The 13029-nt window shown below is 47.0% G+C and carries 14 protein-coding genes; 1 reads left to right on the top strand and 13 read right to left on the bottom strand.

Features of this window, described 5'->3' with window-relative positions; genetic code table 11:
- The first annotated feature begins 120 nt into the window (after positions 1-120).
- On the top strand, positions 121-366 hold the full coding sequence (locus MTR82_RS09710; protein WP_246809058.1) for a DUF2627 domain-containing protein: 246 nt from the start codon (positions 121-123) through the stop codon (positions 364-366).
- 26 nt (positions 367-392) lie between these two features.
- Here MTR82_RS09710 and MTR82_RS09705 read toward each other — a convergent pair whose 3' ends face one another.
- The 13 genes from MTR82_RS09705 to accC form a co-directional block, all read right to left on the bottom strand.
- Entirely contained in the window at positions 393-1118 is a 726-nt protein-coding gene (locus MTR82_RS09705) for a glycerophosphodiester phosphodiesterase (protein ID WP_246808845.1), read from the bottom strand.
- A 133-nt stretch (positions 1119-1251) separates the two neighbouring features.
- On the bottom strand, positions 1252-2010 hold the full coding sequence (gene spo0A, locus MTR82_RS09700) for a sporulation transcription factor Spo0A (protein ID WP_052651732.1): 759 nt from the start codon (positions 2008-2010) through the stop codon (positions 1252-1254).
- A 33-nt stretch (positions 2011-2043) separates the two neighbouring features.
- Positions 2044-3741, bottom strand: coding sequence for a DNA repair protein RecN (gene recN, locus MTR82_RS09695; RefSeq protein WP_246808844.1), 1698 nt, complete (start codon positions 3739-3741; stop codon positions 2044-2046).
- Positions 3742-3760: 19 nt separating this feature from the next.
- Positions 3761-4210 (bottom strand): transcriptional regulator AhrC/ArgR, encoded by a 450-nt coding sequence (ahrC, locus tag MTR82_RS09690; RefSeq protein WP_052651734.1) that lies wholly within the window; start codon positions 4208-4210, stop codon positions 3761-3763.
- A gap of 194 nt (positions 4211-4404) precedes the next feature.
- Positions 4405-5229 carry a TlyA family RNA methyltransferase gene (locus tag MTR82_RS09685; protein WP_246808843.1) on the bottom strand — a complete coding sequence of 275 codons (825 nt, stop codon included), beginning with the start codon at positions 5227-5229 and terminating at the stop codon, positions 4405-4407.
- Positions 5226-7127, bottom strand: a complete 1902-nt coding sequence (gene dxs, locus MTR82_RS09680) for a 1-deoxy-D-xylulose-5-phosphate synthase (protein ID WP_052654516.1) — start codon at positions 7125-7127, stop codon at positions 5226-5228. Before dxs ends, MTR82_RS09685 begins: the two co-directional genes overlap by 4 nt.
- A gap of 95 nt (positions 7128-7222) precedes the next feature.
- The gene (locus MTR82_RS09675; protein ID WP_246808842.1) at positions 7223-8101 is read right to left on the bottom strand and encodes a polyprenyl synthetase family protein; all 879 of its coding nucleotides are present in this window, start codon (positions 8099-8101) and stop codon (positions 7223-7225) included.
- The gene (gene xseB, locus MTR82_RS09670) at positions 8098-8334 is read right to left on the bottom strand and encodes an exodeoxyribonuclease VII small subunit (RefSeq protein ID WP_052651737.1); all 237 of its coding nucleotides are present in this window, start codon (positions 8332-8334) and stop codon (positions 8098-8100) included. The genes MTR82_RS09675 and xseB overlap by 4 nt, the downstream gene beginning before the upstream one ends.
- The gene (gene xseA, locus MTR82_RS09665; protein ID WP_246809057.1) at positions 8327-9688 is read right to left on the bottom strand and encodes an exodeoxyribonuclease VII large subunit; all 1362 of its coding nucleotides are present in this window, start codon (positions 9686-9688) and stop codon (positions 8327-8329) included. The genes xseB and xseA overlap by 8 nt, the downstream gene beginning before the upstream one ends.
- A 72-nt stretch (positions 9689-9760) precedes the next feature.
- Positions 9761-10636, bottom strand: a complete 876-nt coding sequence (folD, locus tag MTR82_RS09660) for a bifunctional methylenetetrahydrofolate dehydrogenase/methenyltetrahydrofolate cyclohydrolase FolD (protein WP_246808841.1) — start codon at positions 10634-10636, stop codon at positions 9761-9763.
- A gap of 14 nt (positions 10637-10650) precedes the next feature.
- Entirely contained in the window at positions 10651-11040 is a 390-nt protein-coding gene (gene nusB, locus MTR82_RS09655; protein WP_246808840.1) for a transcription antitermination factor NusB, read from the bottom strand.
- Between the two features lie 225 nt (positions 11041-11265).
- Positions 11266-11661, bottom strand: a complete 396-nt coding sequence (locus MTR82_RS09650; protein WP_052651740.1) for an Asp23/Gls24 family envelope stress response protein — start codon at positions 11659-11661, stop codon at positions 11266-11268.
- A 17-nt stretch (positions 11662-11678) separates the two neighbouring features.
- Positions 11679-13028: an acetyl-CoA carboxylase biotin carboxylase subunit gene (gene accC / locus MTR82_RS09645; RefSeq protein ID WP_052651741.1), complete on the bottom strand. Its 1350-nt coding sequence runs from the start codon at positions 13026-13028 to the stop codon at positions 11679-11681.
- Position 13029: the final 1 nt, after the last annotated feature.

Below are 13029 nucleotides of genomic sequence, written 5' to 3'. Positions count from 1 at the left end.
GATTCATACCTTCCCTGAGTATTTTGCAATTAATTGCAGTACCTCTTTCAAGCGTACCTCAGGATTGAATTCTTGACAACTTTATCAGAATTGGAAACAATGGATGAAAGGAGTGAAAAGATGGGCCGTTTAATCGCTTTTATTATTTTGCTGATTCCAGGTATCCTGGCTGCATATGGCATCAAACTTATGCGCGATACTTTGTTCAATAAATTATTGGAGCCGTATCCTGCACTATGGCTTCAATTTACCCTGGGCACACTGTTTGTCATTATCGGAATTGGATTTTTCGCCGGCTTCCTATTGAACCGGGACCGCAAGAAAGGGACAGTCGCTGAAAAATTTCAAAAGCGCCCCCAAAAATAATCTTCAAAATCCAAAAAAATTGCGTCTTACCTTTCATAGGCAAGACGCAATTTTTCTTTAATCCGATCCGGATAATCCGTAATCACACCTGCAAGCTCCGGCGCCAGCTCCCGTAAAGCAGCTTCTCGTCCGAGCAGCCCGTAGATGCGGATTTTTTTCTTCATTTGATGCAAGTTCTTTAAAAACTCCATGGAATACAGCCGCTTGTGGAGATGGATGCTGTCGATCCATTCCATTTTTTCGATCTTTTCAAGCGGCATGCCTTTTTTGACGATCAAGGCCATTTCGGTTTCCGGCATCCTTTTTTTCATTTTCCGCAGCAATTGAGGGTCAAATGAGGAAAGGTGAAACTCTCCTGCCCCTTCAAGCATCGCTGCCAAAATTTCAGGTCCTTCCGGATGGGTGGAGACCGACTTTTTCATTTCTATGTTCAATGGCACGTCTTTCTCTTTTGCCCATCGAAATACTTCGTAAGCAAGTGGAATGGAATGGCTGATAAACCGCCGCTTCCAGCGCTTGCCGATTTTAATATCCTTCAGCGACTCGTAGTTATTGGCTTCAATCAGGCAATTCTTCCCGCTGAGCCGCTTTAAATTGTCGTCGTGGTAGACCACTACAACTCCATCTTTCGTTATTTGCACATCCAACTCGATGCCCACTCCGAATTCGCACGCTTTTTGGAAAGCGCTCCATGTGTTTTCCAACATGTATCCGGAGGCGCCGCGGTGAGCGTACACTTTAACTTCAGACACGTTTCATCATCCTCTTTCTAATATAAAAAAAGCCAGGTCTGTGTCCTGGCTTTTTTCTATTTTAATTCCGATGAATAGACATTCGTTGAGCTTTCAAGCCCAGAAGTTAATCAGGATTAACCGCATATTCCTATTATAAATGATGATCGTGGCGAATGCTATCCGCAACCATTGCAATGAATTGTGAATTGGAAGGCTTGGATTGCAGGTGTTCTTCGCTGTAGCCGAAAATCTTTGATATGTGGGTGGTTTCGCTTTTGTTCCATACCAATTCGATCGCATGCCGGATCGAACGTTCGACCCTTGCAGGCGTTGTATCGAAAATATCGGCGATTCCCGGATACAAGGCTTTCGTAATCCGGTTTAAAATATCCGGATTATCCAGTACAAGCGAAACCGCTTCTTTCAAGTACACGTAGCCCTTAATATGAGGAGGAACCCCAATATCCTTCATCATCGTGCTGATGCGCTCTTCTTTTAATGTTTCGCTGCTCGCCGTATGCTGCGGAATCGACCGGTTTTGCATGATGTGGTTGATTTGCACAGCAAGGCGCTCGGTTTCAAACGGCTTCATAATAAAGTAAGACGCACCGTATTGGGCCGCTTGGCTCATGATCGATTCCTGGCCGAATGCCGAAAGCATGATAACGTCGATCCCCCGTAAGTTATTGTCTTCTTTGATCGCATCCAAAACCGCAATGCCGTCTAAATACGGCATAATGATATCCAAAACCAAAATATCGATTTTTTGCTTTTTCAGCATTTCAATGCACGTTTTTCCATTGTAGGCGATCGCGACAACTTCCATATTCGGTTCTTTGCTTAAATAATCGCTCATCAGCCTGACAAGTTCCCGATTATCGTCCGCAATTGCAATTTTAATTTTTTCCATCAACTTGTCCCCCTGTTGACTGCTTTTTGCATACTACCTCATGGCAAGTTTTCTGTCGCGCGCAAGCGTGAGCAATTCTTCGGCATGCTGTAAAGTCAAATCAGTAATTTCCGCTCCTGAGAGCATTCTGCTCATTTCTTCTGTCCGTTCATAGCCTTCAAGTTCATGGACGGCTGTGGTTGTACGCTGTTTTTCCACTTTCTTTTCGATGAATAAATGCTGGTCAGCCATCGCGGCGACTTGCGGCAAATGGGAAATGCACAGCACTTGGGAATGGACCGAGATGGCGGCAATTTTTTCAGCGATCGCCTGCGCCACTCTGCCGCTGACACCCGTATCGACTTCATCGAAGATAATGGACGTAATGCCTTGGTGTTTTGAAAAGATCGTTTTCAGCGCCAGCATCATCCGCGACAATTCGCCGCCGGAGGCCACTTTAGTCAACGGCTTCAGCGGTTCGCCAAGATTCGTTGATATATAGAACGCAATGGCGTCGCGGCCGGTGCGGTCAAACCTTCCGCCAGGCAGCGAAGCGAAATTCACTTCAAAAGAAGCTTTTCCCATATGGAGCTCGCGCAATTGTTCCATGATGGCTTTGCCAAGCTTCGCGGCGGCTTTTTTCCGTAAAATCGTCAGCTCTTCCGCTTCCACGCGCAGGTCTTCAGTCAATTCCTTCAGTTTTTCCTGATCCAATTGAATGCGCTGATCACGGTTGATCAACTTGTCCAATTCGTCCACTTGCGTTTCATGGTACAACAGAATATCTTCCACCGAAGCCCCGTACTTCCGTTTAAGCGACTGGATCAAAACAAGGCGCTGCTCGATTTCATTCAGACGGGCCGGGTCAAACTCCATATCATCCAGGATCCGCTTAATATCAGCCGACACGTCTTGGATTAAATAGAAAGCGCTTGAAAGCGTTTCGGAATGGCTATTCAACTGTTCATCTACAGAAGCGGCATGTTCAAGTTCCGACATGGCAGACCCTACCCAATCGAGCCCTTTCGACTCCCCTTGGATCGCTTCATGCGCGGCCGAAACCGATTCAAAGATTTTATTGAAATTTTGAAGTTTTTTTCGTTCTTGCTGGAGCTCTTCCTCTTCGCCAGCGATCAGTTCTGCCGCTTCGATTTCCCGCAGCTGGAACGTCAGCAAATCGATGCGCTGGGCAATCTGCTGCTCGTTTTCATTGTAAGAGGCAAATTCACGCTTCAGTTTCATGTACTTGTCATACGTATGGAAATAACTTTCTTTCGCTTTCGTCAACGTTTTTCCGGCAAATTGATCCAGCAAATGAAGATGCTGTTTTTCATCCATCAATTCCTGCGTTTCGTGCTGGCCGTGAATGTCGATGAGGGCAGCGCCCACTTCACGAAGTATTGAAATGGTTACTAGTTTGCCGTTGATCCGGCAGACATTTTTTCCGCGGTCGTTCAATTCCCTGCGGAGCAGAATATCCCCATCACTTGAACCAATGCCGAATTCTTCTAATTTGCGAAACACTGGATGCTTTTCATTATCCAATGTGAACAATCCTTCTATTTCGGCTTTTTTAGCGCCATGGCGAATAAATTCCTGGCTGCCTCTGCCGCCAGCCAATAAATGGACCGCATCGATAATAATCGATTTTCCGGCCCCAGTTTCCCCCGTCAACACTGTCAACCCTTCTGTAAAGCTGACTGTCAAGGAATCGATGATCGCAAAATTGCGTATATCCAGTTCCCGAAGCATACACCCATCCACCTCTTTTTTAGAGCATTTCAATTAAACGCTGTTTTAAAATTTCGCGCTGTTCGACATCACGGCAAATAATCAGGCATGTGTCATCTCCGCAGATCGTCCCTAAAATTTCTTCCCAGTCTAAATGGTCAATTAAAGAACCGATGGCATGCGCATTCCCCGGCAGCGTTTTCATAATCAGGAAATGGCTCGCTCCGTCAATGCTGACAAACGCATCGGTCAACGCCCGGTGCAATTTTTGCATCGGATTGAAACGCTGGTCTGCCGGGAGGCTATATTTATAACGGCCGTCTTGCAGCGGCACTTTCACTAAATGCAGTTCTTTGATATCTCTTGAAACCGTCGCTTGCGTTACTTCATAGCCTGCTGATTTCAATAAGTCGACTAATTCATCCTGCGTCTCGATTTCGCGGTTCGAAATCAGATCACGGATTTTGATGTGGCGTTGGCCTTTGTTCACGTTTTATCCTCCTAGAATGAATAAATATTCTATTTCCTTAATATCGTACCTTTAAACAGAGGCGCTGACAAGTCAATTAGAAAAACACGAAATTTACTGGTTAAATTGGCAGTTCTGAAATACGACCAGTCGAATTTTCATTTGCAAAACAGGTCCATTTTCACAAAAAGAAAACACATCCCAAATGGAATGTGTTATAGGCGTTCATGTGCTTCCTTTACGGTTGCTAAAACCGTTTGTTCCGAAACCGCTGAAATTTCTTCACCGTCCAAAGCGGACTGGAGATGGAACAGAAATTCAATATTTCCTTCTCCCCCCGTGATAGGGGAAAAAGACATATTCCGCAGATGGAATCCGGCGTCCACCGCAAAGCCGCCGACTTTCATCAGCACGTCGCGGTGGGTTTTCGGTTCCCGGACAATCCCTTTCTTGCCGACAGCTTCACGCCCGGCTTCAAACTGCGGCTTCACTAAAGCGATCACATCGCCGCCTGGGACGATGATTTGCTTCAGGACCGGCAAAATGATGCGCAAAGAAATGAAACTGACATCGATGGTCGCAAATTCAGGCAAGCCTTCTGTAAAATCTTCCGGTTTCGAATTCCGGAAGTTGGTGCGTTCCATCACCGTTACGCGCGCGTCTTGCCGAATTTTCCAGGCGAGCTGGTTATAGCCGACATCCAGTGCGTAGCAATGCTTCGCGCCGTTCTGCAAAGCGCAATCCGTAAACCCGCCAGTCGAAGAACCGATATCAAGCATCAACTTGCCGTCTATAGACAAATCAAATTCGGCAATCGCTTTTTCAAGCTTTAAGCCGCCCCGGCTGACATATTTCAAATCATTGCCTTTCATTTGCAGCGGTGCATCTTCCGGAATTTTTTCTCCAGGTTTATTCATGCGTTCTTCGTTGGAATAGATAATTCCAGCCATAATGGCGCGTTTTGCTTTTTCCCGGGTTTCACAAATTCCCCGTTCGACCAGGAGAACATCCACCCGTTCTTTTTTCACTTTATTCGTCATACGTTCGTTTCCGCTTTCGCAGAAGCATTTACACGCTTTTTGATGACTTTTACCACTTCATCGCTGTTCAAATGAATTTCATCCATCAGTTCAGCAACATCGCCGTGTTCGATAAATTGATCCGGAATGCCCAAACGGTCGATGATTGCGCCGCGGTAATCATTTTCTTCAGCAAATTCCAGTACGCCGCTGCCGAAGCCGCCTTGCAGTACAGCTTCTTCAATCGTTACAATTGGCACATTGCGCCCGAAGATCTGATGAAGCATGGCGGTATCCATCGGTTTGATGAAGCGCGCATTGACCACTTCTGCCTGTATGCCTTGTTCGCGCAATTGTTCCGCAGCATGAAGCGCCATCGGAATCGTCGTACCGAAAGTCAAGATGACGGCATCTTTGCCTTCTTTCAATACTTCCCACGAACCGATCGGCAAAGCCGCCAAATCGGAATCCATCTCTACGCCTAGACCATTTCCGCGCGGGTAGCGGAGTGCAATCGGCCCATCGTTGTACTCAATGGCCGTTTTCACCATATGCTGCCCTTCATTTTCATCTTTCGGCATCATGATTACCATATTCGGCAAATGGCGCAAGAACGCAATATCGAATACGCCTTGATGCGTTTCTCCATCCGCTCCAACCAATCCTGAACGGTCAATGCCAATAAACACATTTAAGTTTTGGCGGCAAATGTCATGGACTACCTGGTCATAGGCGCGCTGAAGGAATGTTGAGTAAATCGCCAGGAAAGGCTTCATGTCTTGCGTCGCCAGCCCTGCAGCCATCGTCGTCGCATGCTGTTCGGCAATGCCGACATCAAACATGCGGTTTGGGAACTCGGAAGCAAAGCCTTCAAGTTTCGAACCGACCGGCATTGCCGGTGTAATGGCTACGATGCGTTCGTCCGTTCTTGCCAGTTTCCGTACAGTTTCAGCAATCAAGCCGCTCCAAGAAGGCGCCTTGGAAGATGACTTCACAAGATCTCCTGTTTCCATCTTATAAGGCCCGATGCCATGCCACGTACCGATGCGGTCTTGTTCAGCCGGCAAATAGCCTTTGCCTTTTTTCGTGATCACATGCAATAGGACAGGTCCGTCCATTTTTTTCGCATACCGCAGATTTTCTTCCAGCTCTTCCAAGTCATGGCCATTGATCGGTCCAAGATATGTAAAGCCCAGTTCCTCAAAGAACATGCCGGATACAAGCAAATACTTCAAGCTGTCTTTCAAGCGTTCTGCTGTAGAAGCCAATTTCCCGCCGACCGCTGGAATTTTCTTCAAAAGATATTCCAAGTCGTCTTTGACTTTATTGTATTTACCGGCGGTCCGCATTCTGCCTAGAACGCTATGCATCGCTCCAACATTCGGTGCAATGGACATCTCGTTGTCATTTAAGATAACAATCATATTCGTTTTTTCGTGTCCGATATGGTTAAGGGCCTCAAAAGCCATGCCGCCCGTAAGCGCTCCGTCTCCGATAATCGGAATCACGTGGTTTGTGTCTTTTTTAATATCGCGTGCAGCGGCCATTCCCATAGCAGCCGACAATGAAGTGGAACTATGCCCGGTCTCCCAGACGTCATGGTCACTTTCGTTGCGTTTCGGGAATCCGCACAATCCTTTGAATTGGCGCAGCGTATCAAATTGGCTGGCACGCCCCGTCAAGATTTTGTGCACATAGGATTGATGGCCTACGTCCCAGATAAATTTGTCTGTCGGGCTATTGAACACCCGGTGCAGGGCAATCGTTAATTCGACCACTCCTAAATTCGGGCCGATATGCCCGCCTGTTCTTGATAAATTTTCAATAAGAAATTGCCGGATATCTTCACTTAATTCAACAAGCTGTTTTTGATCCAGCTGTTTTAAGAAAGATGGACTAGTAATCGTATGCAGATCCATTGCCATCACACACCTTTTTTCTATATTTTTCACCGTTAAATTACCTTTACCTATTATAACAATCTATTCCAAATGTACAAACTTGAGCGCATCGCTTAATTGTTTCGTTCCACGATCAAAGCGGTCAATTCGTTAAGCAACTGTGGATTTCCGCCAAGCGATTGGATGGCTGCCAATGCTTCGGAAGCATGGTAATCCAGCTTTTCTTTCGCTTTCGGAAGGGTCAAAAGGCCTGGATAGGTGCTTTTTTCACTCGATTCATCTTTGCCGGCCGTTTTGCCAAGCTCCTGGGAAGTTCCTGTCACATCCAAAATATCATCCTGAATTTGGAAAGCGAGCCCGATATGTTCGCCGAACTTCGACAAGGCCACCATTTGTTCCGGAGTGGCACCTCCGAGTATCGCCCCAGCTACAATGCTGAAGGTCAGCAAAGCCCCCGTTTTCAGGCGATGGACTTGTTCCAGTTCCGCCAAAGTCAATTTCTTTTCTTCGCCTTCAATATCCAGCACTTGGCCGCCCACCATGCCTTCAGCTCCTGCTGATACGCTCATCAAGTCGATCAAGCGGATTTTATCGTCGCTAGATACATGCTGAAGACGTGCCACAATGCCGAAGCTGTAGGTCAATAAAGCATCGCCTGCAAGAATGGCCACCGCTTCGCCATATACTTTATGGTTTGTCGGCATGCCACGTCTCAAATCATCGTTGTCCATGCTTGGCAAATCATCATGGATCAATGAATACGTATGGATCATTTCTATGGCTGCCGCCACTTTTAGCGCGTCCGGATGGCTGCCGCCCAGTTCCTGCACGACGGCCAGCAATAAAATCGGACGGATCCGCTTACCGCCAGCCTGCAGCGAATAATCCATCGAATCTTTTAGCGAAGCAGGAATGTTCAGCTCTTGGATCAATGACGACAATTCTTGTTGGATCAACGGTTCATTCATTTCTCGGAATAAAGTTAAATTCATTTCGACGTCCCATCCATTTCTACGTCAACTGAAACTTCCTTGCCGTTATTCATCATCGTGACGAGCTGCTTCTCTGCGCTCTGCAATTTATCGTGGCAGACTTTGGAAAGCTCCATCCCTTTTTGATAGAGCGTCAGTGCTTCTTCGAGCGGTACATCCCCTTGCTCTAACTGACGGACAATCTCTTCTAATTGTTCCATCGCCTGGTTAAACATAATCTCTTTTTCAGCCATTTTCTTTATCTCCTTCGTTCATCAGATTTCGTTCAGTCACTAGCGCTTTTAACGTGCCATCCTGCAAGGAAACGGTCAACTCATCTCCCGCTTCCACTTGTTTGATGCTTTTCACGACTTGGCCCTCTTTATAGGAAATTGAATAGCCCCGGTCCATAATTTTCAACGGGCTTAAGGCGTCCAGCGTCCGCATCGCAGCTGAGAACTGCTGCTGATTTGAGCGAAGCTGCGCAGTCAATAAATGATCCAGCCGCCGCTCCAACTGGCTGATATCCAACGCCGATTGTTTAATCCGATGGACTGGTGCACGATTTGCCAATTGGCCATGCAAATAGGCATGGCGCTCTTTAGTTCGGTTAATCAGCTGCCCCGCTTCACGCTGCAAAGAATCCGTCGCTCTTTCGATCCGTTCGATGAATGGCCGGTATAAACGTTCCGGGTAAGCGAATGGCATCGAATTCGTCAACCGATTTAGCGCCGTCTGATCTTTCATAATCATATTCGAGGTCATCCGATACATGGCTGACCGGTAGCCAAGCAGCCGGTCGATCAATTCAGCTTTGCTCGGCACTGCCAGTTCCGCCGCTGCAGTCGGCGTCGGAGCCCGAAGGTCTGCGACGAAATCGGAAATGGTCGTATCCGTTTCGTGCCCAACTGCGCTGATGATCGGAATATGCGACTGATAAATCGCGCGTGCGACCGCTTCTTCGTTAAACGCCCATAAGTCTTCGATCGAGCCGCCGCCGCGGCCAACGATCATCACATCAAAATCACTTTTTCCGGCTGCTTGAATCGACTGGACAATCGACTGCGTTGCTTGGGCCCCTTGCACCAGCGTCGGGAAAATCACCACTTTCGCCAAAGGATAACGCCGGTTCAACGTTGTAACGATATCTCTTACCGCGGCGCCAGTCGGAGCAGTAACGACGGCGATCCGCTTTGGAAAACGAGGAAAAGGCTTTTTATGGGCAGCACTGAACAAGCCTTCTTTCGCCAGTTTTTCTTTCAACTGTTCGAAGGCCAGGTAATAATCCCCTATCCCGTCCGCTTGCATCGACTGGGCATATAATTGGTATTGTCCTGATGCTTCATAGACATTGACATCTCCACGGATTAAAACCGTCATCCCGCTTTCCGGCTTGAATTTGACCGATTTGGCATTCGCGGAAAACATGACGGCTGCAAGGCGCGCAGAGTTGTCTTTCAACGTGAAATAAATATGTCCGCTTGTATGGATTTTGACATTTGATAATTCCCCTTTGACATAGACGTCGCGCAAATGGGGATCCGCGTCAAATTTCTTTTTTATGTATCTGGTTAATGCTTTTACGGATAAGTACGGGTCGGCCGACAACACATTTCAACCCCTGTCTTAGAAATTAAAAAGCTGTCTTTCTTTCGAAAAACAGCTTCATTTCTATCTATTTTACATCGTTTCGCCCGATTTGTCTTTCGCCAAACCGTTTTCAGCCGATTGAAGGGTGTTTCCCATCAGCATCGCGATGGTCATTGGACCGACGCCGCCTGGAACCGGCGTGATGTAAGATGCTGTATCCAGCACATCGTCAAAATCAACATCCCCGCATAATTTTCCGTTTTCATCGCGGTTCATGCCGACATCAATAATGGCAGCCCCGGGTTTTACATAGCGGCGGTCGACAAACTTAGCAATTCCGATCGCCGAAATCAAAATATCCGCCTGTTTCGTATACGAAGGCAGATCGTTTGTTTTTGAATGGCAGTAAGTGACTGTCGCATTAGCCTGCAGCATGAGTTGGCCAACAGGCTTCCCGACGATATTGCTTCGGCCGATCACGACTACGTGCTTTCCGGCTGGATCGATTTCGTAATGCTCGAGCAATTTCATAATGCCATGCGGCGTACACGGAAGAAATGCTTCTCTGCCAATGACCATATTGCCGACAGATACCGGATGAAAGCCGTCCACGTCTTTTGATGGGTCGATGGCCAGAATCACTCCGAATTCATCAATATGGGCCGGCAATGGCAATTGCACAAGGATTCCATGAATTTCCGGATCATTATTCAGCTCTTCAATCGTTTCGAGCAATTCCTTTTCACTGATCGTATCGGGATATTGGTGGAGATCGGATCGCATCCCCAGCGCTTCGCATGTTTTTTTCTTATTTTTCACATATGTAAGAGATGCAGGATCTTCGCCGACGATCACGACCGCCAGTCCGGGCACCACACCTTGTTGCTTTAGATTTTCCACTCTCGTTTGCACTTGCTCTTTAATTTTACGGCTTACTGCTTTACCATCAATGATTGTTGCAGCCATTTAAAACCCTCCAATTAGTTTGCCAGTTCGTCAGTGAATTTCGATAGTACACCGTTAACAAAACGGCTTGACTTGTCATCTCCAAAAGTTTTGCTCAATTCGATTGCTTCGTTCATGACCACATTTGAAGGTGCATCTTCCATAAAGGAAAGTTCGAATACCGCCATCCGAAGAATGGTGCGTTCGACTTTCGGAAGGCGCTCAAGCGACCAATTCTCCAAATGCCCTTTTAATTTTTCGTCAATTGCCGGCATATTTTGGTGCGTTCCTTGGACAAGCAGACTGTAGAAATTGTCCTGCTCCGTTCCCATTACATGCTCAATCGCTTCTTCAATCGTCAATTCGGTGCCGTCCAACTGAAATAAAGTCTGGAGCGCCTTTTCACGTGCTTCGTGTCTTTTCATATCTATTCCCGATCTCCTTTTCGCAACTAATTACCCCTCATTATACAGGTATTCAGCCTGAACTTCCATGTTTGGAATCTTTAGACTAATTCCCTTTACGGCAACATCGTGCTGTTATCAAACGCTGTCAGATTCGGGATCTGCCTCATTTAATTGCAGAGCCTGGCGAGCGGCAAAACAAAAAGCCATACCTTTTCCAAAAGGAGGAAAAGGTATAGCTTACAATTATTCGCCTGCCGGAGTTTCGAACTGGACTCCAGTAATATGCACATTCACTTCTTGCGTTTGAAGAGACGTCATATTTTCAAGTGTTTGGCGCACTTGTTCTTGAATTTTCAATGCCGTCTTCGGTATCGAAACACCGTAATTGACGACGCAATACACATCAATCATCAATCCTTCTTCGGATAATTCGGTTTTGATGCCTTTGCCATGCACTTTTTTGCCTAAACGCTCTACTACGTCTGAAGCAAAGTTTCCGCGCATGCTGGCCACTCCTTCAATATCCGTTGCAGCGATGCTCGCAATAATTTCCAGCACTTCAGGAGCTACTTCGATATTGCCAAGGTCTTGAGCGCCTTTTGATTGCATGCGTACATAAGGGGCAGTTTTTTCAGCCATCGGTTGGTCTCCTCCTTTTAGGATTCCAATACATCATATTTCTCTAGGAATTTTGTATTGAAGTCTCCAGATTTAAACACTTCATGGTCCATCAATTTCGAATGGAACGGAATGGTCGTGTGAACGCCTTCGATGACAAACTCGTTCAGCGCACGCTTCATTTTTGCAATCGCTTCTTCGCGGGTGTCTGCAAATGTGATCAATTTCGCGACCATTGAATCGTAGTAAGGCGGGATGCTATAGCCCGGGTACATCGCTGAATCGATTCGTACGCCAAGTCCGCCCGGCGGAAGGTACATATTGACCTTGCCTGCTGAAGGCATGAAATTCTTCGCCGGATTTTCAGCATTGATGCGGCATTCGATTGCCCACCCTTTAAATGTCACGTCTTCTTGCGTATAAGCCAAAGTTTCGCCCGAGGCCACTCTCAATTGCTGCTGGATCAAATCAATTCCAGTAATCATTTCAGTGACGGGATGCTCGACTTGAATTCTTGTATTCATTTCCATGAAATAGAATTTTTGGTTTATGGCATCAAAAATGAATTCGACTGTGCCTGCACCGCGGTATTCAACGGCCAATGCCGCTTTAACCGCTGCATCGCCCATTTGCGCACGGATTTCAGGTGTCAATGCCGGTGACGGTGCTTCTTCGACTAGTTTCTGCATGCGGCGCTGAATCGAACAGTCGCGTTCCCCAAGATGGATTGCGTTTCCATGGGAATCGGCCAGAACCTGGATTTCCACATGGCGGAAATCTTCAATGAATTTCTCGATATAGACACCCGGATTGCCAAAAGCAGCTGCCGCTTCTTTTTGGGTCATGCGCAGTCCAGTGATAAAGTCTTCACGATTGCGAGCAACCCGGATGCCTTTGCCGCCTCCGCCGGCTGTTGCTTTGATGATGACTGGGAAGCCGAGTTCTTCAGCAATTTCCAAGCCTTCTTTTTCGCTTCCGACGATGCCAGTCGAACCCGGCACTACCGGCACGCCGGCTTTTCTCATCGTTTCACGGGCCACGTCTTTTGTTCCCATTTTAGAAATGGCATCAGAAGTCGGGCCGATGAACATGATATCGCAAGCTTCGCAAAGCTCGGCAAAACTCGCGTTTTCAGCAAGGAAACCATATCCCGGATGTATGCCGTCGCAGTTCGTCAATTTCGCAACGCTCATGATATTCGAGAAGTTCAAGTAACTGTCTTTTGAAAGTTTTGGGCCGATGCAATAAGCTTCGTCGGCCAATTCCACATGCAGCGCTTCTTTATCTGCTTCTGAATAAACCGCTACGGTTTCAATGCCCATTTCTTTGCAGGCACGGATGATCCGGACGGCAATTTCTCCACGGTTTGCTATTAAAACTTTTTTCATG

The organism is Planococcus ruber, assembly GCF_022819085.1.
GTDB lineage: Bacteria > Bacillota > Bacilli > Bacillales_A > Planococcaceae > Planococcus > Planococcus ruber.
The sequence above is the reverse complement of the archived record's forward strand: the minus strand, read 5'-3'. Positions and strand labels throughout refer to the sequence as shown.